The following is a 24,531-nucleotide window of genomic DNA, read 5'->3' on the forward strand; positions in this document are numbered from 1 at the left end:
AAATATAACATTTTTGCAAGCAGCTAATAAAAATGAACCAGAAGATAATGTTTTAAAGTAACTAATTCAAAAAAGCCTTGTAACATATTACAAGACTTTTTGAATTGGTATATACATTATAGATGGATAATTTTATTTTATTAAAATCAAGACCAAACCCATTGCTCTTCATTTGTATTCTGTTTAATTTTATCGTTAATTTTCTGGATATGGTCATACGTTGTTTTATCGATTCCATGGAAATTAGATCCATCATGAAAATCTACTCGAACCATATCACCTATATTAAAATGTTGACCTTGTGTTAAATCCACATAAACAACATCATTTTTCCCATTTTTAGAAGGGTACTTGACAGCTACATAATCAGTATAATCTTTGTCTAATTTTGTAATTTCTCCGATTACAAAATTAGGTTGACCATCTTCTTTTTCATACATTCCTGGTTTCAATGTTGTACCTTCTTTTTCTAAAGACTTAGTACTAGTACTATAATCATTAATTTGCGTTTTAACTTTTTCTACTTTTGCATTTACAGCTATAGGTGGTATGGATCTCGCCCAAAAATCACTTTCTACTTTCACTAAGTTATTAACTTTAAAGTTATGAGTTTTTTTTAGAGGTACACAAAGATCCTCTGAATTTCCGTTATTATCTATATATGTAACTAATAACTCATTAGAAGAAACTTCACTTACATGCCCTACTGTATATTTCTCATAGTTTCCAGGAGCTAATTCAAAATGCTCAACAGAATTAGCCGTTAAGCTTGTAGTAAATGCGTTTTGAAGTAATAGACCATTACTATTTACTTTTACATATTCACCTGGTTTTGCATTTGCTTGAAAATAAGTATAAATAGTTACACTTTCATTTAATTCTTTACTTTCAATGATAAAATAATTTGACTGTACTTCTATTACTTTCCCCTCAACTGTAGTGTTGAACTCTTGTACAGCTGCACTTGCTGTTAGTGAATCTAATCCTGGTATATTGCTTCCTGTAAATGCTGCAATTCCTAATGCACCAGCTAAAATGACTTTTTTCATATACTAAAAACATCTCCAATCACATCTATTCACCAACTGATTCTCATTATCAATTAGATTGTAATCATTATAGTTACAGATTTTAAAGAACGTCAGCAAAAAGATCATTACACTTTTGTAAGGTAATAAGGTTAATAATATAGCAAGTAACTTTTTCACGAAGTAAATTTTTTTATCTAGAGAGCCCTCTCATTACATAGGATTAAAAACAAGTTTATTATCTTCAATAATTAATTGATAACGACCAACATACATATAATTAAACCTGTTGCACCATTTGGTAAGAGGCCACCGTGACTGTTTAAATTTAAAAACCCCGCAGTATGATGACCAAATAATACAAATAATAATAGAAGTCCAACGAAAATAAAAACCACAATAAATAACTGGTAAATAACGCTAAACATCCCTCTTTATTTAATCTATCCTTATAGTTATTATAATGAGTAATTATTCACCTTATATAATAATTACTTACTATATTATTAACATGGTTATCTTACAAAAATGTAATTCTTTTTTAATTGACACTCATATATATAAGTAACTACACTGGTTACACAAGCTTGGTAAATATATTAAATATTCCCTTACTACAAGTGTATGTCTGTGAATTCTTTTCGAAATAATAGTTTTAATCAACCATATATTATTTACCTGTAATATAGTGAAAATATCAACCCAATCTATTAAACTAGGTCATATTACTTATGAGTTTAACTATAAATGATAGATTTACCAAGCTGTAATAATTTTTAGGAGTGTTACATTTTGAAATACAAATTAATTGCTACAGGAATTCTTGCTGGAAGTCTACTATCCTACTCATCTAGTGCATTTGCAAATACTCATAAATTTCCAGATGTCCCAAATTGGGCAAGCCCTTCTGTAAATTACCTAGTTGAAAAAGGCGCATTACATGGAAAACCCGATGGTACTTTTGCTCCTGCTGAAACAATTGACCGCGGTTCAGCTGCCAAAATAATGGCTATAATGCTTGGATTAGAAATTAATAAGAATGCTAAACCATCTTTCCGAGATGCTCAAAACCACTGGGCAGCACCTTACATTGCAGCTGTTGAAAAAGCAGGTGTTATTAAAGGAGATGGAAATGGTAACTTCCTTCCAACAGGTTTGATTAATCGTGCATCCATGGCTTCAATGGTGGCAAATGCTTATAAATTAGAAAATAAAGTTACTAAAAATAGCGTAACTACATTTGAGGATTTAAAAGGGCATTGGGGAGAAAGATATGCCAATATTTTAATACAAACAGAAATTTCTAAGGGCACTGAAGATGGAGAAAACTGGTCCCCTAATAGACCAATTACCCGTGCAGAGGCTGCACAATTTATTGCAAAGTCTGATCAAATCGACCACCAAACAAAGAAAGAAGAAAATGCTGTAGTTGGTGTAATAAATGATGCAGATTCTTATTATGTGACTGTTGCATATAAAAATGCTAATGGAAATAATCAAGAAGTTACTATAGACTTCCCGAATGGTAGTAACTCTAATTTTAAAAACGGAGACAAAGTTAAAGTTGCTAACAAAGATCAATGGAAACATCAAAAAATCTATGGACAAACTGTATTTTACACTGATGTAAGTTCTATTTCTAAAATAAACGAAGAATCTAACAAACAACAAGAAAACCATGTAATGAGTAAAGATAAAGAACAAAAACTCTTAGCACAACTAAAAAAACGTTCTGGTACAGTGACAAAAAAATCCGAAGATAGCTTAGAAATTTCAAGTGAAAATCAAGCCATTCTTGCCCATGTTAATCCAAAAGTATTACCAAACATTCAGATAGGCGATACAGTAAATGTTTATGCTCAAGCATTTGAAATGGCCCCTATTCTTCTAATGGACTTACCTTTCGATGCAAGAAACGCGATTATTCAAAAAGGAAATGAACAAAATATTTTAGAGAATCAATACAAAAAAATCAAAGGAAATGTTACAGGGAAATCTGATAATTCAATCTTAGTTTCAAGTAACAACATAACTTATGAAGTTGAAACTTCAACTGAAGTATTACAAGATATTATAATCGGTGATACGGTGAACGTTTATGCTGCATCTTTTGAGTTTAGCCCTATTTTACTTGCTGGTGTTCCTGCGAAGGCTATTTCTCCTATTGTTGAAAAAACAAACTAATATTCAACATTCTATAAATTTGTTGACTTCATCCGAAAAGAACTCCTAAGTAACATAGGAGTTCTTTTTATGAAGTTATATATTTTTTATCGTACTCGTAATACCTAGTATATTAATCGTGATTTACTATCTGTCCAACAGTAACTATCTTATTTTTATTTCTATAAGTTTTTATCAAGAGACAGGGCTTTATTTCCCCATCTTTCTTTGAACTCCCCCACTCTCACTTCTAAATAAAGTGAACGTGTGTAATTCAACTGTTTTAAAAAAATCAAATTTTATTGCTCAAGGCACCTTCGAACTTTAGAAGGAACAAAAAAAGAAGAGAGATTTCCTCCCTCTTCACCAATAAAATCAAACATATTTACAATTAAGGAAGGGTATACATTCATCAGGGGATGAATGTAATAATAATATTTCACTTAGTGAATTATAACACAAATCCACTTCCATTAATAGATAATTTTAACATTTATGGATTATATGTGACAGAACTGTTAAACATCTTAATATTAAAAGGTTTTATATGATAGAACTAGAAAATTGCTAGTGTAGGGATAAAATATAAGGGGGATATGTATTATGTTTACAAAAAAACAAAAATTAGTAACAACCGTAACAGCTTTAACATTAGGATGTGGATTTACTTTCGGATTAACACCGGCATTTGCAGATTCTAATAAGGCGTCTGTAAGCACTGCACCTATTTATTCTATTCATAAACAAGAACAAGATCCTTTTACTGGATATGTCATTTCAGTAGAAAACAATTATTTAGTGGTTGCTTCAACATCTACAAAAGATGAAGCTCTCGCTTACCAAAATGATTGGTGGGAGTTAGTAAATCAAAATAAGATTTTAAGGGTTCCTATTTCAGATGGTGAAAATTACACTATAGGTGAACAGTTAAATGTTTATGCTGCTGCATGGACCAAATCTTTACCACCAATTGCTGTAATGCCTAAAATTGAAAAAGTAATTCAATAGATTATGCAAAAATAACAGGGCATCATTCTAATTAAAATGATGCCCTATTATTTAGTAAAAAACCTAATACGTAATATTTATATTCTGTTACGTTGCTCTCTGATTCCATCATATATTAACCTAATACCTATCATTCTGCACCTGACGCAAGATCCTACATCTCACATTACTGTAAAGATATTACTCGCCATCTTTCATCTCTAAAATAGTAGTATCGTTTACAATCCCATGACATACCCTTTAAGAGCATTAAGAAATACCTTATTTCATAACCCTATCTTTTACAACCTTACTGCTATCGCAAACCAATTTAATTCTTCAATTCTATTTTCACAGATTCATATATTCTTCTAAAGTCAATTTTTCCTTATATATACTTTCAGCAATATCCCCTACATAGCGAATATGCCACGGTTCATAAGCGTATCCAGTAATACTCTCTTTACCTTTTGGGTAACGAATGATAAATCCTGCACGATGCGCATTTTCTTTCAGCCATTTTCCTTCTTTCGTATTCGCAAAGACTAGCTCTAGCTCATTATTTGCACTTTTAGAAGAAACATCCATCGTTAATCCTGTTTGATGTTCACTATGTCCAGGCTTTGCCGAGAAGCGATCTGTATGCTCTTGTCCTTTTCTTTTCACGTTTTTTGCATACAGTTTTTTTTGATAATCATAGGAGCGAAACCCTGAAACAGCATTCAACTGGATTCCTTCTTTCTTTGCTAAATCAAATAACCTTTCTAGTGCTTCTGCTGCCTCTTTACGAAGGTAACTCTTTTCTAGCGTTCCACTGAATGAGAATGGTACATTTGGTACAACTAAATCTTCCGGTTTATAGTCTTCAGGCAATCCAGATTCTTTATTAACTACAGCTTGTACACTAGCAAAAGAACTCGCTATGTTATTTGAAGTACCTTTTTTCTCTTTATTTATGGAGTTTTCATGGGTTTCATAGTTTGTTGTTTTTTGTTCTTTACCAATAGATTGATTGGTATAAACGATAAAGATACCAAGTATCACAATCATACAAGTAAAAATCCCTACTAATTTAATTCTCATTATTCATTTCCTTCCTGCCACTCTTAATGTTTCTCGTTCATAATACTACAACCATATCAAATTCATATTAATTTGAAGTGAACTTTTGTTCTTAACATATTTCTTAACAGAAAGACAGTATATCCTCCTATTCGTTTGACACACTAAAGATACTAACACGTAGAAACCAATTCTATTCCTACATATGGAAATTTAATCTAAAAATTTGTATAATAAGATTAGAAGTGTAGCATTCTATTATAGAAAGGTCTTGGTATAATGCTAGGTATTGATGTAAAAAAAACAAAAGAAGAGTTAATAATTTCATGGCAATTGGCGAAGATTACGATTCCATTACGTGATGTAATTGAGGTTACTGAAGATGCTACCTATGCGGGTATTGAAGATACTAGTGCAATCCGTATTGGCACTGCATATGGAACAACGGATCGTATTGTAATCAAAACGGTAAAACAAAATTATGTATTATTTACAACAAATAAAGTTTCAATTTTAAATGCAATAAACGCTTAAAAATGAACATATTAACGGGCTTAAACAAAGTCCAAGTTAAATAAAAAGGTGCGAAGCCATAGAATTTGACTTTACACCTTTTTTAAATACTCTAAATGAATGTAAATCCCCTTTAACACTTCAGTAAGATCTTTATCACTTCTATCACACTTCACTACTCTATATCCCATTTCTCTAAGCAAAGTAGAACGCTACCCCATTCTCGGTATTAGTTACACCATACTTCGCGCCATGTAAGTCAAATATGTTTTTTACAATTGAAAAAACAAAGCCCGTACTGCAGCTTGGCAAATTATTCGAGATATACAAGGTTTTTATGCCTGAATACAGCATAAAAAAAGCCTTGGCGACCAAAACAAGACTTTTTATGACCTTACGACCTATCAATCACCAAGAATCAGAACCACCCGACTTCTTGTTCATTATAATCTAGCATACACCCTCAATTTACTATACATTTTTTATATTCCTAAAAATTTACATTCCTTTTACACAACATTCATACTTTTCAATTCTGAAAGTCCCCTTATTCTACCTCTGCCATATAAATCTCCATTCTAATACAGTTTGTACATCGTTATCATTCTACCTTCATCATAATCAAATACACTATATTAGTAATTTTTGCTGTGTCTATTGATAAATATAATAAGACTGCCAAGTACACTTAATGAAAGCACAAAATATAATAATAAATCAGGTAGAAATTCTAAAGAAATTATTTCTACTGATTGAAAAATAAAAATGGCAATGATACCTACAGATAAGATATTGTACAACACATTATTTGTTTTATATTGAATTTCTCTCCCTCTTTCGTCTTTTGCTTCATCACTGGACTGAAATTGTATTACGTACATCTGACTAATGAATATTACAACTAAAAATAAAATTTTTAACCACAACATATGACTCACTCCTCCTGATAATCAAACACGTCAGTTATCGGCTTTTCAAATACATTTGCGATTTTAAAGGCAAGAATTAGAGAAGGATTATATTTATTCTTTTCAAGAGTAGCGATAGTTTGTCGACTAACACCAACCCTTTTTGCCAATTCTTCTTGAGTCCAACCTTTTTCTGCTCGACAAACTACAATTCTATTATGTAACAATAGGAACACCTCTCAGAAAAATTGTAATTTATTTTTTACAATTCGTAAAGTATTTTTTACAAACCTTTCAACACTTAAAATAAATTTAGATCAAAAGATCATGAGTTATAACCCCAAAAATTCCCCCCTTTATAAAATAAAGCTCTTTACTTTAAAGTATATAAATTTCCCTAACCAAAACTAAGAAAGTATAAAATCATATTTGATTAAGTAAAAGTTTCGTTTGATACATCTGTATACTCTCATTATGATAATTACTTAGCGGAATTATAAACCTACATTTTATGAAAAGTTACGCTTCCTATGATACTTATCAAAAACCTACGCTCCCTCTCATAAGAAGTATTTAATAGAAAACTGTAAAAAAATCAAAAAATACATTAACGAAACTTGTACTACCTTACCTATACTTTTCAAATTTAAAAGTATGGACAACTTATAAATTCAGAATATTCTGTATATTCATTAAAAAAATCGTGATTAAATTTAATTTATCGAATTCCTGTTATTATCAGAATAAGCCTTTACAGAGAAATGGGGGATATTATGACTGTTCAAGAAAAAAGTAATAAACAATTGATGGAATTATTACATGAATGGTATGAAGAAATTCGTTTATATCATGTAGTAGAAGCAAAACAAACATATCTAAAAGTAAAAGAAAGTTTAAAAGGAATAGAAACAGACCAATATGTATTATTCTATTATTCCCTACTGAATTTTAGATATAAAGTTTTGGTAGATGGAATGAGTATTACAAAAGATTCTTTTAATCAAATAGAAAAACTACCTCATATTAAAGAGGAATTTTCATTTTTAGCTTACTATTATTATTTCTTTAAGGCAATCCACTCTACGATTATAGCAAATTATACTGAGGCAAAAGCACACTATGAAAAGGCGGAAGGACTTTTAAAAGATATACCTGACGAAATAGAAAAAGCTGAGTTTGAGTATAGATTTTCAACATACTGTTATCAATCTTATCAACCATTTGAAGCGATTCAACATGCAGTAAAAGCCAAAGAAATATATTTAAATCATGTAGGCTATAAAATTAATATCGCTTTGTGCGACAATGTATATGGACTGGCTTGTATAGATCTAAGAGAATTTGAAAGAGCGGAAGAATGTCTCAATATGGTCATTGATGTTTTTAAGAAGTATGATGAAGAACAATTATTATTACGAGTACGATCCAATTTAGGCTGGTTATATAATATTCAAGATTTATATCCATTAGCGATTAGACAGAGTTCTGAAATTATAAATACCATACCGAACCATTTTAAAGCATTATTTGTCTTAGCAAGAGCATATATCGAGCAAGGAATGAAATATTCAAATGAGTCAGGAAATGAAGAATATAAACACCGTTTCGCAGTTTTAAATGAACTAATCACAGAACTGCCTAGAATTAAACTAGAAAAAGTAGTTACTGATGCCATTTCTTATTTTGAAAAAGAGGAAATGTGGGATTGTGTAAAAGAATATGCAGAGATTTTAGCACTACAATTTTACGAGGCAAATAATCATGTTAAAGCGAGCAAGTATTTCTATATTAGCAATCATGCTGATAAGAAACATTTAAGAAAAGGAGCGTTAAAGTAATGAAAAAAATAAAAAAAGTGTTATTCAGTACGATAATAGTAAGTACATTAGCTTGTAGTATGATTAGTTTAAATGTATCACAACAATCTTCATTTAATGGTGGAGATACGCCAGCACCAACAAAACTGAGTGTCTCTGGTGGAGTATCTATTAAATAAAGTAATCCAGTTTTCTTACCTAGAAAAAACAGAAAATTCTAACTATAAATATAAAAACGTTGAATAAAGTGGATAAAATATTGAACCCTCAGTCCGAAACAGATTTGTTTCGGACTATTCACGTTACTATAATTGTGTGTAGGATGACAGTCTAAAAGTAGACAAGTTTTTCTATACATAAATAGAAAACGAGCACCCTATCGCCATGTATGGGGATAGGGTGCTCGTTTATATATATTTACAATTCCAGTTAAAAATTTAAATCTACTACTTAGAAAAATCACTATTTTATATTTAAATTTTTTTGCACCAGAGTCATTTTTCTTATATTTTTTTCACACTTTTACTAAGTTTTTTGTAAAATTCACCTTTCGTTTTTATATGCTTAAACTGATTTGGATTAATATTTGCTTTTTGTGAGAGTGCTACAATCTCTTCTTTTGTAATTGAATCTTTAGTATTTATAGAGGCTATATTTGTATATTTTCCATCTTCAGTTTTTGGAATTTCTAATATCCCTTTATTCACTAGATCCACTACAGCCTTATGCTCTGAAGAATGTGTATTCACACCAGTAATTTTCCAATTATGCATAACTTTTGGTGTGTAAACACCGTTCTTTACCTCTTTTAAATATGTAATAGCAAGGTTACGAATGGTTCCACCAGTTTCCCCGAATGCATTCTCTTGTTTAGATGACCAAATTTGTTCAAACTTACGCCCCTCTAAAGCTCCACCTTTTGCCTGAAGAGCCTCCATTCTATATGCATTCATTCCCAACGTCATAACATCGTTCGTTTTGATTGGTTTATTTGTACGAATAGAACGTAAATTTGTTATTCTACTTCCATATGGTTTTGTTAAGTCAATTTCGTATTTTACGCCTCCAAAGAAATCGTTCGTACTGTATTTAGATGCACGACGGGTTTTATCAAAACTAACTGTTACATCTCCAGGACGAGATGAGTTAAAGTACCCCGCTGCCCATTCCATATAGTCTTTTAAGTCTTTCCCAGTTACCTTATATACCGTAATTTCACCCAAAGCATATTGATAATTATATGCAATATCTTTTTTCTTAATAGGACCTACATCCAAACGGGCATTATCGTTATCAATTTGATGGGCGACTACATCTGCTTTGCTGTAGTAGAGCATGACTTCATGAAAGAAATCCGATAAAGGTGTCTCTTGAATCTGCACACTTGGAATACCCTTTATTTCATTTTCAGGAACAAGGTTTCTGCCCTTTAATTGAGCGACTACAACATTTGCATCACCCCTCGCATACTCGTGAAAAGGTGTCAGTGTGTCTTCAAGTGTAGGATCAGATACTACTGTTGTTCCATCATTATTTTTTACAGGTATAGCGGTAGCAGTTTTATCTTTTAGAACCAGCTTTCCATCTTGCTTTGTAAAAGTAAGGTCAATACGTGAGATATGTGTTCCATATTTATCTGGTTCTGTAATAATGACACCATTTACAACTTCTTTTTTAACAAGTTTATGCATATGAGCTGCAAAAATAGCGCTTAGTTCCGGACAAGCATTCGCAATATCTTGAACCCCAGTACCAGGGATTCCATTCTCATTTTCTAATCCCATATGCATAACGCCTACCATTACATCTACTTTACCTTCTAACTCTTTAATGGCCTTCTTTGTCTCTTCTACTGGATTTTTCACCACTAAACCATCCAGATGATTTGTCCCTTTTTCAAAATCACTAATCATTGGTGTATTCATACCAATAATCCCGACTTTAATTCCACCTTTTTCAACAATTGTATATGCAGGAAGAAAGCGTTCTCCATTTTCCTTGTAAATATTTCCTGCTAATGTCTTTCCCTTATATTGTTCACTAACTTTTTTCAATGTATCTAGGCCAAAGTTAAATTCATGATTTCCAAATGCCCAAGCATCATATCCCATGGCATTCATCGCTACCATCATTGGCGATTGTGGTTGATCATTGAATAATTCTACTGAGTTTCCTTGAATTGTATCCCCAGCATCTACTAATATGGTATTTGGATTTTCCTGACGTACCTTCTTTATAACTGTATAGAGTTGCGTTAAACTTCCACTCGTATTTGCACCATCAAGCGCATAATCCCAGGGCATAAATCTACCATGAATATCTGCAGTACCTAACAGTGTAATATTAACACCAGATTCCTCAGCTTTTGAAGTAGATGGTTTGACTGTTACCGCTGTTCCAAGAAGTATAAGAATAACAAAATAACATAAATAGTTCTTCCATTTCATTTTTTGCATAATAACAATATTTCTCCCCTTTTGTACTGTCATATAGTTGCTTGAACTTTAAAAATGTAACTTATTATTCGGAAAACTTCAACTGCAAAAAGTAATTTTGCGGGGGATTCTGTATGAAAAACAAAAAAAGATATAGAAAAAGCACTGCCGAATTGTTCAGCAATGCTTTTCTATTAAACGTACTATAACAATGAGTGTCTACTTTCTCTTATTCATGAGTACTATAGGTTCATATATGTTCACTTTAATTTTAAGATACGTTCTATTTCCTCTACACTCAACTTACTTGCTTTTGCAATAGTTTCAAGCGGTACACCTATTTCATGCATCCCTCGGATCATTTGCATCTTACCTTGTTCAATTCCTTTTTCTATGCCCTCTTGTTCAGCATGCGCTAGCTTAGCTTGTTCATCTAAAAGCAATTTCTCGCGAGCTTCATATGCTGTTCTGAAAGAAGAATCATGGCTCATATTTTCCCATTTACTTATTTCCTTTTTTAAAATTGGATCTTGATTCATATCAATCCCCTCCAATACAATGTTTGAGTTAAATGTTCATCTCTATGCGCTGGTAGTAATAACATCCAACAAACAAATGAATTTTCTCAAGGGTTTACTTTTTCTTCACGCCATTGTTTTACTAATTTCGGTATCTCTACAAGATGGATTTCAATATCGTTGCTTAATAGTTGTTGCATTTTTGTATTCCATAATTGTCCGATAGTATGAAATTCATCATCCTGAGAAATTAAACTCCCCCCACTTTCACTTCTTTTATTTTAATAATTAGAGCAATAAAAAAGTAGTGAATTTACACTACTTTTTGGTATAAAAATTATTTGAATTCTTTTTTATATAATTTAATAGCATACATTTCTCTAAAAATAGACAATGATTTTTACTTTCCAACTTCACAAAGTAATTTTATCTCCTTAATTTGTTCTATATGGCGCTGTTCATGCAAATAAATCAGTTCTATCCACTGATCAAGAAGTAATTCTCCAAGAGCTGGATGCATCACTGATTTTTTCTCTAATATAGATTCATCTTCTATTGTACTTAGGAAACGCATTAATTCTTTTCTAGCGTCGTTTAACAAATCGACCATTTGCTGCACTTCAAATGGCTTTATGTTTGGTTGAATCATTTCTGGGGCTATAAATTTTATAGATCTATCTAATAATATAGATTGAATTTCTTTACGCTCATTTTGTGTACTATCCATCTTTTTTAATCCAGATGAAATGACCTTTATAACCCTTTCATCTAATAACACTAAGTGATGACATACTTGTGCTATACTCCATTTATCCTTATCTGGTTTCTTATTAAATTGAGTATCACTTAACAAAGTAATTTCCTCAAATAAATGATTTCGTGTATCATAAAACTTATCATTAACAAGTGTATTCATGAGAATTCCCCTTTCATCTAAAAGCAAAATAGATTAATTCCTACTCTAGCATTATTCTCTATGAAAAAATATTATCCTTCACTACCTATTGGTTATCATATCTGTTGTTGCTTGTGCCAGTTTAACAACAAAACTTGTAACGAAACAAAATGTAAACCAAAACAAGAAACGAATAAAAGCAATCTTTGCAATATAAGTTTGTTTATAATTCCATTCAAAGGCTCAAAATATCGAAGTGTCTATTCATAATTCCATTGTTTTTAATCTCATCTCAAAAAGGAGCTGTATTATATGGATAAAGAAAAGCTAGTAAACAAACAGATGAATCGTGTCCCATCGGATGCTCTGAACACCCCTAGTAAGGAACAAGAACAAATGCTAGAAACATCATCTCAAGTGGAACATAATCCAAACATTAGCAATAAAGTTATTAACCAAGACCTATATGGCACAGACTTACCCATTTCAGATGTAGATAGAACAACAAACAAAAAAATAAATAACTAACAATTCAAAAACACAGACCAAAATAAAAGATTTATTTTACATAATTTCTGAAAGAATTCTCCTTCTTTAAATGTTCGCAGGACAATAATCCGGCGATAACAGTAAGAAGAATTTTCCTTTCCACACACAAATAAAAAAACGAGCACCTTATCACTATGAATAGGATTGCTCGTTTTTATTTTCGTCTATTCCTTTTCTGGCCAAATTTTCGCGTTTGGTTCTAATAACCACTTGTGGTCTTCCTCCATGATACGATCATTCCATGGATTATTCTCAAGATGTCGAATCATCCAACAAAAATACATGGCATATCCAGGCGCCGTTGCTTGTGGATGGTCTAGCTCACCTGGAATTGTAATAAAACTATTATGTACAACGCGATAAGCATCCTCACCAACCATTGCACATCCAAATCCCTGTGGCTTGTTAAAGCGATAATAATATACCTCCGGTTGATCATGGTGATGAGGTGGATAACTGGACCATCGCCCTGGATAAGAAATAACTTCTCCTACTACCATATTAGAATATACTGCATTGTTATAGTCAAAAATCGTACGAATGACACGCTGTGCAGTGCCCTCCCATACTCCTTCTCCAGCCACAACACTTTGACACTCATTTGGAGTATATAACTTAGAAGCAAATTCTTGATCATTATCTGTTTTTTGAACAAGCACTTCACTATCTGAAAGAGCAGTAATGGTAACCTTCACATTTTTAGCCACATGTAAGCACCAAGGGTTTTCTTCAAACACAGACTGTCTTTGAATAACTTGTTCCATTCCTTCCCACTCTAAACGTATTGCCCCTTCTAGTAAAAGAACTGCTGTTTCATTCTTTTTATCAAATAGCAACTCTTCTTTTCCATTAGACATCTTATATATGCCTATATCCATTAACATATCACTGCATTGACCGTTCATTTCTGTTAATACATTATATCCTTCATTTAATTCACCTAATTTTCCTAACATGGCTTTCTCCTCCTTTTAATTAATGGCTTCACTAGCATTCTCCACTTTTGTCAGCTAACTACATTCCGAATTTCTTCTAACTAGTAATGAAGAAATTTTTTCTGATTATGCTCTGTTTTCACTTCCGAATATTTGCATATGACTTTTAACGTTTTCATATGCGGCCTCAATAACATCCTGGTGATACGTAAAATAATCTGAATACGGCGTGTTTAGGACGGTATTGTTAACCGCAGTAATTACATTCTGAAATGTGGCTGTTGCTACATTAATTTTACGAACACCATGTTGAATACATTGCTTGAAATCCTCTGGACTAATGCCAGATCCACCATGTAAAACGAGTGGGATATGGACTACCTCATTAATCTCTTGTAAGCGGTCTAATCGTAAATTAGGATCGCCATTGTACATACCATGCGCATTTCCAATTGCAACAGCTAACGCATCTACCTCTGTTTCTTCTGCAAATCGTTTTGCTTCTGTAGTGCTTGTCAACAACATTTCAATATCTTCTGATCCGTCCTCACTACCACCAACTCTGCCAATCTCAGCCTCTACCGTCGCACCGTACTGTTTCGCAAGTTCTACAATTTCTTTTGTCTTTTGTATATTTTCTTCTAACGGATAGTGAGAGCCATCAAACATAACCGAACTAAAACCAATTTCTAACGTCTCTTTAATCTTTTCAAATGTCATACCGTGATCAAAGTGAACCGCTACTGGAACAATTGCTTTTTTCGCTGCAGCTACCATCAACGGACCAATCATATGAATTGGAGAATGATTCAAACGAACTTCCGCAATTTGTAGAATAAGCGGCGAATTTAACTCTTCAGCTGCTTTGATAGCTCCCATGACCATTTCCATATTCGCAACACTGAAAGCCCCAACCCCATAATTCTCTTGATTTGCTTTTAATAAAATATCTTTCATTTGAACTAATGGCATTACATATTCACCTATTTCAAAATTATTTATTAAATGTAGAATTAACCGTCTCGTCTTTTTACTCCATTTGTAAGAGGAAATGTTGATTGCACAATCATCAACTTAGAGATAGTCTCAAAATGCGGAAATTACAGACCTGCTTTTTCTTGTATAAATTTTCGGGCTTTTAATGCGTATTCAAAAGGATTCGCTAAAGCTGGGTCTTGCTCTGCTTCTACCACAAACCACCCTTGATAATCAGAGTTTGCAAGGATAGTAAACACTTCATCAAATCCAATTACGCCATCCCCAGGGACTGTAAATGCCCCATTCTTCACTGCCTGTAAGAAGCTTAATCCGTTTTCCTTTACAGCTTCTACTACTTCTTGACGAATATCTTTTAAATGTACGTGTTTAATCCGAGGTAAATATTTCTTCAAAATATAAAGAGGCTCTTCTCCTGAAAAAACAAGATGACCTGTATCAAAAAGCAAAGATACAAGCGCTGGATCAGTCATGTCCATTAACTTTTCAATTTCTGCCGTTGTTTGAACACCCGTCCCCATATGGTGATGGTATACAATATGTAGCCCCTTTTCCTGAGCTAATTTACCGAGGTGATGTAATCCATCTGCAAGCTTTTTCCACTCTTCTTCTGTAAAAACAGGCTTATTTTTAAATAGTGGTACATCCATTAACCCCTGAATACTATGCCCTTGCTCTGAAACAACGATGACTTTTGCACCCATGTCATGCAAGAAATCCCTATGCTTAATAAATCCTTCTACCGTCTCTTCAAGCGGCTTCGTTGTTAAAAACGTACTAAACCATGCACTAGCAATCTCCAAGTTTCGTAATTCCAAAGATTTTTTTAATACAACTGTATTTCTCGGATATTTATTCCCTACTTCACTTCCATTAAATCCAGCTAGTGCCATCTCACTAATACATTGTTCAAACGTATTTTCTGCCCCTAGCTCCGGCATATCATCATTTGTCCAAGCAATTGGTGCAATTCCAAGCTTAATCGTATTCTCTTTAAACATCCCCTTGTCTCTCCTCTTTTTAAAATGTGATAGAATTTCGCCCACTTCTCTTATCTATTTGTTAAAAAGAGAGCTTCCTTAACAATATGCATGTAGATAAAAAGCTCTCTTTGTGTCCTACTCTAATAAGATCTTGCCTGTTGCAAGTTACTTACTTTACTGTCGTACGCAGCTTGTACACTTTGACTTTTAGATACTTCTGCAACACCTACATGCCACCATGACTCGTATCCATTTGTCATTGTTTTTGGTAATACTTTAATATCAATTAATGTAGAAACTGTTTGTTTTTTCGCATCTATAAGCGCTTCTTGTAATTGTTCTAGTGATGTAACATGATATGTTTTCACACCATATCCAGCTGCGCTAGCTGCAAAATCAATTTTCATAATTCCCCCGTCTAATTTACGAGTTTCCTGGTTTCGGTAGCGAAACTCTGTTCCAAAGCTTCCCATTCCATTACTCATTTGTAAGTTATTAATGCAGCCAAATCCGGAGTTATCAAACAATAAGACGTTAATTTTTTTGTTTTCTTGAAGACTTGTGACAAGTTCAGAATGAAGCATCTGGTAACTACCATCCCCTACCATTGCATAAACTTCCTTCGATGGTTCAGCTAGCTTTACACCTAGTGCGCCCGCAACCTCATAGCCCATGCAAGAGTATCCATACTCCATGTGATATGTATTTGTTTTTCTTGATGCCCACATTCTTTGTAAATCACCTGGAAGACTTCCTGCCGCTCCAACGATAATTGCATCTTCATCAAGTAATGTATTGATTTGTCCAATGACTGCAGTCTGTGTTAATTGTGTACCAAGTGCGTCTACATACTCATTTAAATTTTCATCAAAATGGCCTTCTACTTCTGGTGTGAAATCTTGACCTGTAAAGCGAATATTATGTAGACGTGATAATTCTGTTTCCCAAGCCTCTTTTGCATCAGCAATTTCTACTGTATAACTAGATCGATAATCAATTTCTTGCAGTTCATCTATTAGAGCAAGAAGCGCTTCTTTCGCGTCTGCTATAACCTTTAATGCATCCAGTTTATTCGCATGGAATTCTGAAATATTAATGTTTAAAAACTCAACTTCCTCATTTTGAAATAATTGTTTCGATGCCGTTGTAAAATCCGTAAACCTCGTCCCGATCCCAATAACAAGATCCGCTTCCTTTGCAATTGTATTAGCTGCTATATTTCCCGTTACCCCAATGCCACCTAGATTATATCGATGACTACTTTCAATTGCACTTTTTCCGGCCTGTGTTTCTCCAAATGGAATGTGGAATGTTTCAGCAAACTGTTTGAGTTCTTCTGCCGCTTCTGCGTATCTTACACCACCACCGCAAATCATAACTGGCTTTTTCTTTCTCTTAATCATTTCCACTGCATCCGCTAAGCTGGCTTTTGTAGGTATACGGCGTTCAATACGATGAACACGCTTTTGGAAGAAGTAACTTGGAAAATCCCATGCTTCTCCTTGGACATCTTGTGGTAAACAAATTGTTACAGCTCCTGTATCTGCTGGATTCGTTAAAACCCGCATCGCTTGAATCATAGCTGTCATCAATTGTTCAGGACGATTCACCCGGTCCCAATACTTACTTACTGCACGAAAAGCATCATTTGTAGAAATAGATAAGTCATGTGTTTGTTCAATTTGTTGAAGAACAGGATCAGGTTGTCTCGTTGCAAATACATCTCCTGGAAGTAATAAAACGGGAATATTATTTGCAGAAGCTGTTGCTGCAGAGGTAATCATGTTTGCTGATCCAGGACCAACGGAAGAAGTACATGCCATAATTTGTTTTCTATGTTTTTGTTTCGCAAAAGCCATCGCAGCATTTGCCATTCCTTGCTCATTTCTCCCTTGATATACTTCTAATTCCCCTGCGTCTTCTTCTAAAGCTTGACCTAGGCCTACTACATTGCCATGACCAAAAATCGTTAAGATTCCCTTAACAAACTTTTGTTGCTTTCCATCAAACTCTACATATTGCTGATTTAAAAACTTTACCAATGCTTGCGCCGTCGTCATTTTAACCGTTTGCATATGATTTGCTCCTTTCTATCTCTAACAGTCATTCTGCATATGAAAAAGGAGTATTAGGAATATGATAGACTCCTAATACTTCCTTCTTATGTTTTACTACTTGCATTACTTTCGCTTCCAAGCAACTAGACAGATTCTACTTCTCTCTTAATGATTACTTTTCCCAACGAGATGTAAGCATTTTCTTTCTTGTATAAAACTCAACGCCGTCAGTACCGTTCGCATGAAGATCACCGTAGAAAGAGTCTTTCCAGCCAGAGAATGGGAAGAATGCCATTGGAGCCGGAACCCCAACATTCACACCTAACATGCCTGATTCAATTGTTTCACGGAATTGACGTACACTTGCCCCGCTATCGGTATAAATGCAAGCTCCATTTGCAAAACGAGACTCATTCGCAATTTCAATTGCTTCATCCAATGATTTCACACGAACAATAGATAAAACAGGAGCAAAAATCTCATCTTGCCAGATTTTCATTTCTTTTGTAACATGGTCAAAAATTGTTGGTCCAACGAAGTAACCAGCTCCTTTTACAGCTGTATCTTCACTTCCATCACGAACTAACGTAGCGCCCTGTTCTACACCTGAATCGATATAACCAATTGTGCGCTCTTTATGGTTATCACGAATAACTGGTCCTAAAAATACATCTTCATCAAGACCATTGCCAATTACAATTTTATTCGCTTCTGCTACTAGTCTTTCAACTAATTGATCTGCAATTTCTTCTTCTACTGTTACAACAGAAGCAGCCATACAACGCTCACCAGCTGAACCGAATGCAGCGCTAATAATTTGCTTTGTAGCTAGTTCTAGATTCGCATCATTTAATACAATGGAATGGTTTTTCGCACCCGCTAGTGCTTGCACGCGTTTTAAGTTTTCTGTTCCTTTTTTGTATACATATTCTGCGACAGGCTGAGAACCTACAAATGAAATTGCCTTCACTAATTTATGTTCCAGAAGACCGTTTACTACATCGTGAGCGCCATTTACGATATTTAATACACCTTTTGGTAAGCCTGCTTCTTCAGCTAATTCTGCTAATCTTGCTGCTAGAAGTGGTGTACGCTCTGAAGGTTTTAATACAAATGTATTACCACAAGCAATTGCAAGTGGAAACATCCAGCATGGAACCATCATTGGGAAGTTAAATGGTGTAATCCCACCAATAACACCAATTGGGTAACGATACATACCAGACTCAATACCTGTTGCAATATCAGGTAGCTGTTTTCCCATCATTAATGTAGGAGCACCCGCTGCAAACTCCACGCACTCAATACCACGAAGAACTTCACCGTAAGCCTCGTTATAGCTTTTTCCGTTTTCAATCGTAATGAGTTTCGCTAACTCTTCCCAGTTATCTACTAGTAGTTGTTGATATTTAAATAGAATACGAGCGCGTTTTGGTACAGCCGTTTTAGACCAAGATTTGAATGCTTCATTTGCTACTAATACAGCTTGGTCAACGTCTACTTTTGTTGAAAGTGGTACTTGAGCGATTACTTCTCCTGTTGCAGGATTATATACAGCTTCCATCTTAGTTGAAATGGATTCTACCCATTCGCCGCCAATGTAGTTTTTTACAATTTGTGCTGTTTGTACTGTCATATTCATTCTCTCCCTTTTATGTAATGTAGAAGCGTCCAATAGGATACGCCCTTACTTGATTATTGATTCATAACGTTTCTATACCAATTCCTCAGCCGTCTCCATGAATGCAGAAATCTCTTCACGTGTTGGCATTGCATCAGAACAGCTATGTTTAGAAATAACGATTGAAGCAGAAGCACCACCTAATCGCATCGCTTGAGGAATCTCAAGCCCTTGCATTAGTCCATAAATAAACGCAGAAGCATACGAGTCGCCAGCGCCAAACGTCTTTAACACCTTTGTTTTAAAGATACCGCCTCGGTGAGATTGACCGTCTCTCGTATAAGCGATTGAACCATCCCCGCCATGTTTAATTACAACGATTTTCGCATGATGAGAAAACCATCTTTCAGCCGTAACTTGGTCATTAGACTGTTCATAGTTTAATAGTTTTTCCATCATATCGAATTCTTCACGCGTTCCAATAATGACATCAGATTTTTCAGCCGCTAGATTATAATACACAGCCGTTTCAGCTTCTGACTGCCATGTATAAGGGCGGTAATCCACATCAAAAAATACAACTACATCATGCTTACGCGCATATTCTAGTGCTAAAAATACCGCCTCGCGAGAAGGACTTTTCGCTAAAGCTGTTCCTGAAATTAAGAGTGCTTTTGATTGTTTAATATAGTCCTCAGATACTTCTGTTGGATCAAGATTTAAATCTGCGACATTGTCTCGGTACATTAAAATACTACAATCCTCAGGGCTTTTAATTTCTGTAAATGCTAGACCTGTCACTGCACCTGTACGGTCGATACATATCTGATTTGTATTAATCTTATTGTCCTTGAGGTACCCTGTAATAAAACGGCCCATTTGATCATCAGACACTTTACCGATAAATCCTGTTTGTAAGCCAAGACGTGCCGCACCAATCGCAATATTCGCAGGAGAACCTCCCACATACTTAGTAAATGTTCTTGTTTCTTCCATAGGACGTTGTGTTTCATTAGCATTTAAATCAACGCATAAACGTCCAACTGCAATTAGGTCTAATGGACAATCTTCTTTAAAAATAAGTGGATTCATTGTTACTACCTCCCATGCTTTATTGATTTAATGCAGGCTGTTTATGTTCAATTTGTACAGGTTTTCCTGTTAGTAAAGATTCCTTCGCAGCCTTCGCAATTCGCTCTGCTTGTAATCCATCATTACCACTGCAAATAACAGCTTGTCCTTCAATAATTGACTTTGTAAATTGTGTTACTTCCTCAATGTAAGCCTGCGTGTAGCGCTCTAGGAAGAAATAAAGCGGTTTATCTTTTACAACACCTTCTGTTTTAGAAACTTGTACTGTTGTCGGACAGCAATTATCCGCAGCAACCGCGCCTTTTTCACCAAACACTTCCACACGCTGGTCATATCCATAAACAGCTTGGCGGCTATTATCAATTACCCCTAAAGCTCCATTCGCAAATTTTAATGTGACAATTGCTGTATCAACATCATTTACTTCCTGAATGGATGGATCAATTAATGTTGTTCCATATGCAAATACTTCAACGACTTCACTATTCATCACATAACGAGCCATATCAAAATCATGAATCATCATATCCATAAACAATCCGCCTGAAGAGCGAACATACTCTATACTTGGCGGTTGTGGATCGCGTGACGTAATTTTTAAAATATGTGGCTGTCCCACTTCTCCTTGTTGAATCAGATCATACACTTTCCTGAAGTTCGGATCAAAACGACGATTAAAACCTACTTGAAGTGATACCCCCTGTTCTTTCACCACTTCTAATGCTTCTAATGTTTCTTCTACCGAGAAACTAACAGGCTTTTCGCAGAAAATATGTTTTTTCGCAAGAGCTGCTTCTTTTATAATTTGCGCATGTGTATTTGTTGGTGAACAAATAAAGACAGCATCAATTTCTGAATCTGATAATAAATCCTGATAGTTTGTAGTCAGAGTGGAAATCCCTTTATCTTGAGCCCACTTTTCTAGATGATTAATTACTACATCTGAAACCGCTTTAATTTTCACTTGTGGCATAAGCTGCAAATTATCAACATGTAGTTTCCCAATTCGTCCAGCACCAATAATCCCAATCTTTAAAACGTTCATATGATTTCTCCCTCTATATTAAAATTTAAGAAACGAAATGAAAGTCTATAGGGTTTAGCGTATTAAATTAAGTTAAGCGCTTTCCCTATTTTTCTTCATTATACACACTTGATTCTAAATTGGAAACATTTTTATTTTTTTGAACACTCCTCTTTTCATCCGAATTTTGCATTCCCTCAATATACGTATTACATAAAAATAAAAATTAATAATTAGAAATAAAAACTCTAAAAAGCTACAAATATACTCTTTTAAAATACTGATATAACAAAGAAAACCAAGCCTTTAAATAGAAATCCCACATCTATGAGGGATTTCTTTCTTTTCATACTCACCATTATTTTATTCTCCAATAAGTAAATAGAATGTTCTATAAAAGAAAGTTGTAAATTGTCAAAAATTTAATTGACGACCTCATAATGTAAGCGTATACTTTTTTTATCAAAAAGAATTAAGCGCTTAACCAAAAATAACTTATCGGTGGTGGGAGAATGAACGCTATTAGTTCAAACAAAACATTTATGGACAGGATTGGGATCCCTTCTAATTTAACTTGGGGATACATAGGGATTATTGTTTTTATGATTGGAGACGGTTTAGAACAGGGATGGTTATCCCCTTATCTCGTTGAAAAAGGATTAACGCTAGAACACGCTGCATTTTTGTTTACTATTTACGGAATTACTGTATCTGCTTCTTCTTGGTTTTCAGGGGTATTTGTACAAATGTGGGGACCAAGAAAAGTCATGACGTTTGGTTTAGTATCATTCATTTTAGGTTCAATTGGGTTCATCGGTATAGGAATTCAGCATATGAATTATCCCGTAATATTAATTTGCTATGCCCTACGCGGGTTTGGTTATCCCTTATTTGCTTATTCGTTCCTAGTTTGGGTATCTTACAGTACGCCTCAACAAATGCTTTCAAGAGCAGTTGGCTGGTTCTGGTTCGTATTCCAGCTAGGTCTTAGTGTTATAGGAGCCTTTTATTCTAGCTATATGGTTCCGAAAATCGGAGAAATCGCTACTTTATGGAGCGCTTTAATTTTTGTTGTCGTCGGAGGATTGTTCTCAATTGTTGTAAATAAGGACAGATTTAAAGCACAAACCGTAAGCGCTAACAAATCAAGTGAATTACTAAAAGGCATTACCATTGCATTTGAAAATCCTAAAGTTGGTATAGGCGGTATTGTAAAAATTATAAACTCGGCCGCTCAGTTTGGATTTGTTGTTTTCCTACCTACCTATATGATGAAATATAATTTTACGATGACTGAATGGCTTCAAATTTGGGGTACTCTATTCTTTGTAAATATGGTGTTTAATATTATTTTTGGTATTGTTGGAGACAAGTTTGGCTGGGTAAATACGATTAAATGGTTCGGAGGAGTCGGTTGCGGCATTGTAACTCTTGCACTCTATTATGTACCACAAATGGTAGGACATAATTATTGGGTAATATTATTTGTTGCCTGTTGCTATGGAGCAACACTTGCTGGTTATGTACCTCTTACAGCATTAGTCCCATCTTTATCTCCTGAAAATAAAGGAGCTGCAATGTCTGTCTTAAATTTAGGTTCAGGATTATCAGCATTCGTTGGACCATTAGTAGTAACTGCCTTCATCGGTCCTTTAGGTGTTGGTGGCGTGATGTGGATCTTTGCTGGTTTGTACTTCTTTGGTGCATTTTTAACTCATTTCCTTACTATTCCAAAGGAAAATGAGATGGAACAGGATTTAAATACGGAAAGCGGTGAGCAATACTCTGTATAAATCCTATATATAAAAGAAGGTCATCCTAACTATACTTAGTTACGATGACCTTCTTTTGTTACACTCAAATAGACTTGAAAAAAGCTATCATGTAATATCCTTTACTGAGGATCGCTCTACTAACTTAGGAATAATTGTAATTTTTTGCTTAGCATGCTCCTTCATTTCCATCGTTTTTAGCAGTTGTTCAAACGTGCAGGCTGCCATTTGTTTAATTGGCTGCTCAATTGTCGTTAACCCCGGATCTGCAATCTCAGCATAGATTGTATTATCAAATCCGATAATTGATAAATCTTCTGGAATTGAAAGCCCTTGTTTTCTTGCTTCATTCATAAGGCATATAGCAATCAAATCTGTACAAGCAAAAACCGCTGTAGGTCTGTTAGGTAAATTAAGTAACTCTTTACTTGCACGTTTGCTATCTTCCACTGTCGAATAGCAACTAATAATAGCATCGTCATCTAACGAAATTCCTGAATCCGTAAGAGCTTGTTTGAAACCAGTCAATCTCCCTAAGCTACTTTTTCTATCCTTCTCCATCATAATCGTTAAAGATGTATGGCCTTTCTGCGTTAGATAACTTCCAGCTAGATAGCCTCCCCTCATATCATCAGTTGTCACAACATGAGTCGTGATAGAAGGATGATCTACAGTGAATAATACTAGTGGCAAATCCCGATTCACGATTTTTTTAACAAGTTTATAATCATTTAGCTCCGTTGCAATAATAATGCCATCTACTTGCTTTTTAAATAGTAAATCAATGTATTCGTGCTCACGTTTGGTTTGATGGTCTGTACTACATAAAATGAGTGTATACCCTGATTCTCGTGCACTATTTTCAAAAGCTCTTGCTACTTCTGCAAAAAAAGGGTTTGAGATGTCTGGGACAAGTACCCCAATTGCATATGTTTTTTTACCTGTTAACGCTGCCGCTACACTACTTGGCTGGTAATCTAGTTCATCCATTACCTGATTTACTTTGTTTATTGTTTTTTCACTAATACGCCCAGTTTGATTAATTACCTTGGATACAGTCGCTATTGATACACCTGCTTTTTCCGCAACATCATAAATTGTTGGTTTCACTTTAATTATCCCTTCTTCATCATCTTTTTTTATATTTTATCATAAAAATATTTTGCTTCTTGGTAC

General features: G+C 34.3%; 21 protein-coding genes and 1 pseudogene. 7 read left to right on the top strand and 15 right to left on the bottom strand.

The window, feature by feature from the left end; all coding sequences use genetic code 11:
- Positions 1 to 146 precede the first annotated feature (146 nt).
- On the bottom strand, positions 147 to 1,049 hold the full coding sequence (locus MR079_RS04820; protein ID WP_242293638.1) for a hypothetical protein: 903 nt from the start codon (positions 1,047 to 1,049) through the stop codon (positions 147 to 149).
- Positions 1,050 to 1,820: 771 nt separating this feature from the next.
- Between MR079_RS04820 and MR079_RS04830 the strand changes: the two genes are divergently transcribed.
- On the top strand, positions 1,821 to 3,212 hold the full coding sequence (locus MR079_RS04830; protein ID WP_048554434.1) for an S-layer homology domain-containing protein: 1,392 nt from the start codon (positions 1,821 to 1,823) through the stop codon (positions 3,210 to 3,212).
- A 582-nt stretch (positions 3,213 to 3,794) separates the two neighbouring features.
- Entirely contained in the window at positions 3,795 to 4,199 is a 405-nt protein-coding gene (locus tag MR079_RS04835; protein ID WP_048554432.1) for a DUF3221 domain-containing protein, read from the top strand.
- A 330-nt stretch (positions 4,200 to 4,529) separates the two neighbouring features.
- Here the strand turns inward: MR079_RS04835 and MR079_RS04840 are convergent, their stop codons facing one another.
- Positions 4,530 to 5,261 (bottom strand): M15 family metallopeptidase, encoded by a 732-nt coding sequence (locus tag MR079_RS04840; RefSeq protein WP_242293639.1) that lies wholly within the window; start codon positions 5,259 to 5,261, stop codon positions 4,530 to 4,532.
- Between the two features lie 258 nt (positions 5,262 to 5,519).
- On the opposite strand from MR079_RS04840, the gene MR079_RS04845 reads away from it, so the two are divergent.
- Positions 5,520 to 5,774, top strand: a complete 255-nt coding sequence (locus MR079_RS04845) for a SunI/YnzG family protein (RefSeq protein WP_087952290.1) — start codon at positions 5,520 to 5,522, stop codon at positions 5,772 to 5,774.
- Positions 5,775 to 6,388: 614 nt separating this feature from the next.
- On the opposite strand, the gene MR079_RS04850 is transcribed toward MR079_RS04845, so the two are convergent.
- On the bottom strand, positions 6,389 to 6,682 hold the full coding sequence (locus MR079_RS04850; RefSeq protein WP_000964481.1) for a hypothetical protein: 294 nt from the start codon (positions 6,680 to 6,682) through the stop codon (positions 6,389 to 6,391).
- Between the two features lie 5 nt (positions 6,683 to 6,687).
- A complete protein-coding gene (locus tag MR079_RS04855; protein ID WP_000903071.1) occupies positions 6,688 to 6,888 on the bottom strand; it encodes a helix-turn-helix transcriptional regulator in 201 nt (66 codons plus the stop codon).
- Positions 6,889 to 7,434: 546 nt separating this feature from the next.
- Between MR079_RS04855 and MR079_RS04860 the strand changes: the two genes are divergently transcribed.
- Both MR079_RS04860 and MR079_RS04865 read left to right on the top strand, forming a co-directional pair.
- Complete coding sequence (locus tag MR079_RS04860) at positions 7,435 to 8,499, top strand: response regulator aspartate phosphatase (protein ID WP_242293640.1); 1,065 nt, start codon at positions 7,435 to 7,437, stop codon at positions 8,497 to 8,499.
- On the top strand, positions 8,499 to 8,657 hold the full coding sequence (locus MR079_RS04865) for a Phr family secreted Rap phosphatase inhibitor (RefSeq protein ID WP_000721405.1): 159 nt from the start codon (positions 8,499 to 8,501) through the stop codon (positions 8,655 to 8,657). The genes MR079_RS04860 and MR079_RS04865 overlap by 1 nt, the downstream gene beginning before the upstream one ends.
- Before the next feature lie 324 nt (positions 8,658 to 8,981).
- Here the strand turns inward: MR079_RS04865 and MR079_RS04870 are convergent, their stop codons facing one another.
- From MR079_RS04870 to MR079_RS04880, 3 genes and pseudogenes are all read right to left on the bottom strand, one after another.
- Positions 8,982 to 10,934: a bifunctional metallophosphatase/5'-nucleotidase gene (locus MR079_RS04870; RefSeq protein WP_242293641.1), complete on the bottom strand. Its 1,953-nt coding sequence runs from the start codon at positions 10,932 to 10,934 to the stop codon at positions 8,982 to 8,984.
- Between the two features lie 239 nt (positions 10,935 to 11,173).
- Positions 11,174 to 11,685 (bottom strand): annotated as a pseudogene (locus MR079_RS04875) (Rpn family recombination-promoting nuclease/putative transposase); the annotation flags it as partial.
- A 146-nt stretch (positions 11,686 to 11,831) separates the two neighbouring features.
- Positions 11,832 to 12,347 carry a DinB family protein gene (locus tag MR079_RS04880; protein WP_242293642.1) on the bottom strand — a complete coding sequence of 172 codons (516 nt, stop codon included), beginning with the start codon at positions 12,345 to 12,347 and terminating at the stop codon, positions 11,832 to 11,834.
- A gap of 291 nt (positions 12,348 to 12,638) precedes the next feature.
- On the opposite strand from MR079_RS04880, the gene MR079_RS04885 reads away from it, so the two are divergent.
- Positions 12,639 to 12,854 carry a hypothetical protein gene (locus tag MR079_RS04885; protein WP_139869119.1) on the top strand — a complete coding sequence of 72 codons (216 nt, stop codon included), beginning with the start codon at positions 12,639 to 12,641 and terminating at the stop codon, positions 12,852 to 12,854.
- A gap of 185 nt (positions 12,855 to 13,039) precedes the next feature.
- Here MR079_RS04885 and MR079_RS04890 read toward each other — a convergent pair whose 3' ends face one another.
- From MR079_RS04890 to iolG, 7 genes are all read right to left on the bottom strand, one after another.
- Positions 13,040 to 13,831 carry a 5-deoxy-glucuronate isomerase gene (locus MR079_RS04890; RefSeq protein ID WP_242293643.1) on the bottom strand — a complete coding sequence of 264 codons (792 nt, stop codon included), beginning with the start codon at positions 13,829 to 13,831 and terminating at the stop codon, positions 13,040 to 13,042.
- Between the two features lie 105 nt (positions 13,832 to 13,936).
- Positions 13,937 to 14,782, bottom strand: coding sequence for a class II fructose-bisphosphate aldolase (locus MR079_RS04895; protein WP_242293644.1), 846 nt, complete (start codon positions 14,780 to 14,782; stop codon positions 13,937 to 13,939).
- 128 nt (positions 14,783 to 14,910) lie between these two features.
- Positions 14,911 to 15,807 carry a myo-inosose-2 dehydratase gene (gene iolE / locus MR079_RS04900; RefSeq protein ID WP_242293645.1) on the bottom strand — a complete coding sequence of 299 codons (897 nt, stop codon included), beginning with the start codon at positions 15,805 to 15,807 and terminating at the stop codon, positions 14,911 to 14,913.
- Positions 15,808 to 15,929: 122 nt separating this feature from the next.
- Complete coding sequence (gene iolD, locus MR079_RS04905; RefSeq protein WP_242293646.1) at positions 15,930 to 17,864, bottom strand: 3D-(3,5/4)-trihydroxycyclohexane-1,2-dione acylhydrolase (decyclizing); 1,935 nt, start codon at positions 17,862 to 17,864, stop codon at positions 15,930 to 15,932.
- 154 nt (positions 17,865 to 18,018) lie between these two features.
- Positions 18,019 to 19,482, bottom strand: coding sequence for a CoA-acylating methylmalonate-semialdehyde dehydrogenase (locus MR079_RS04910; protein ID WP_139869124.1), 1,464 nt, complete (start codon positions 19,480 to 19,482; stop codon positions 18,019 to 18,021).
- A gap of 78 nt (positions 19,483 to 19,560) precedes the next feature.
- Entirely contained in the window at positions 19,561 to 20,559 is a 999-nt protein-coding gene (gene iolC, locus MR079_RS04915; protein ID WP_139869125.1) for a 5-dehydro-2-deoxygluconokinase, read from the bottom strand.
- A gap of 19 nt (positions 20,560 to 20,578) precedes the next feature.
- Positions 20,579 to 21,604 carry an inositol 2-dehydrogenase gene (gene iolG / locus MR079_RS04920; RefSeq protein ID WP_242293647.1) on the bottom strand — a complete coding sequence of 342 codons (1,026 nt, stop codon included), beginning with the start codon at positions 21,602 to 21,604 and terminating at the stop codon, positions 20,579 to 20,581.
- A 491-nt stretch (positions 21,605 to 22,095) separates the two neighbouring features.
- Between iolG and MR079_RS04925 the strand changes: the two genes are divergently transcribed.
- Positions 22,096 to 23,376 carry an MFS transporter gene (locus MR079_RS04925; protein WP_242293648.1) on the top strand — a complete coding sequence of 427 codons (1,281 nt, stop codon included), beginning with the start codon at positions 22,096 to 22,098 and terminating at the stop codon, positions 23,374 to 23,376.
- A gap of 87 nt (positions 23,377 to 23,463) precedes the next feature.
- On the opposite strand, the gene MR079_RS04930 is transcribed toward MR079_RS04925, so the two are convergent.
- A complete protein-coding gene (locus tag MR079_RS04930; RefSeq protein ID WP_242293649.1) occupies positions 23,464 to 24,465 on the bottom strand; it encodes a LacI family DNA-binding transcriptional regulator in 1,002 nt (333 codons plus the stop codon).
- Between the last annotated feature and the right edge of the window lie 66 nt (positions 24,466 to 24,531).

It is taken from the genome of Bacillus cereus group sp. BfR-BA-01381 (assembly GCF_022663555.1).
Lineage (GTDB): Bacteria > Bacillota > Bacilli > Bacillales > Bacillaceae_G > Bacillus_A > Bacillus_A pacificus.

Coding starts and splice junctions, on each gene's coding strand:
- MR079_RS04820 (WP_242293638.1), bottom strand. CDS start 1,049: ATGAAAAAAGTCATTTTAGCTGGTGCATTAGGAATTGCAGCATTTACA.
- MR079_RS04835 (WP_048554432.1), top strand. CDS start 3,795: ATGTTTACAAAAAAACAAAAATTAGTAACAACCGTAACAGCTTTAACA.
- MR079_RS04840 (WP_242293639.1), bottom strand. CDS start 5,261: ATGAGAATTAAATTAGTAGGGATTTTTACTTGTATGATTGTGATACTT.
- MR079_RS04845 (WP_087952290.1), top strand. CDS start 5,520: ATGCTAGGTATTGATGTAAAAAAAACAAAAGAAGAGTTAATAATTTCA.
- MR079_RS04850 (WP_000964481.1), bottom strand. CDS start 6,682: ATGTTGTGGTTAAAAATTTTATTTTTAGTTGTAATATTCATTAGTCAG.
- MR079_RS04860 (WP_242293640.1), top strand. CDS start 7,435: ATGACTGTTCAAGAAAAAAGTAATAAACAATTGATGGAATTATTACAT.
- MR079_RS04865 (WP_000721405.1), top strand. CDS start 8,499: ATGAAAAAAATAAAAAAAGTGTTATTCAGTACGATAATAGTAAGTACA.
- MR079_RS04870 (WP_242293641.1), bottom strand. CDS start 10,934: ATGCAAAAAATGAAATGGAAGAACTATTTATGTTATTTTGTTATTCTT.
- MR079_RS04880 (WP_242293642.1), bottom strand. CDS start 12,347: ATGAATACACTTGTTAATGATAAGTTTTATGATACACGAAATCATTTA.
- MR079_RS04885 (WP_139869119.1), top strand. CDS start 12,639: ATGGATAAAGAAAAGCTAGTAAACAAACAGATGAATCGTGTCCCATCG.
- MR079_RS04890 (WP_242293643.1), bottom strand. CDS start 13,831: ATGTTAGGAAAATTAGGTGAATTAAATGAAGGATATAATGTATTAACA.
- MR079_RS04895 (WP_242293644.1), bottom strand. CDS start 14,782: ATGCCATTAGTTCAAATGAAAGATATTTTATTAAAAGCAAATCAAGAG.
- iolE (WP_242293645.1), bottom strand. CDS start 15,807: ATGTTTAAAGAGAATACGATTAAGCTTGGAATTGCACCAATTGCTTGG.
- iolD (WP_242293646.1), bottom strand. CDS start 17,864: ATGCAAACGGTTAAAATGACGACGGCGCAAGCATTGGTAAAGTTTTTA.
- MR079_RS04910 (WP_139869124.1), bottom strand. CDS start 19,482: ATGACAGTACAAACAGCACAAATTGTAAAAAACTACATTGGCGGCGAA.
- iolC (WP_139869125.1), bottom strand. CDS start 20,559: ATGAATCCACTTATTTTTAAAGAAGATTGTCCATTAGACCTAATTGCA.
- iolG (WP_242293647.1), bottom strand. CDS start 21,604: ATGAACGTTTTAAAGATTGGGATTATTGGTGCTGGACGAATTGGGAAA.
- MR079_RS04925 (WP_242293648.1), top strand. CDS start 22,096: ATGAACGCTATTAGTTCAAACAAAACATTTATGGACAGGATTGGGATC.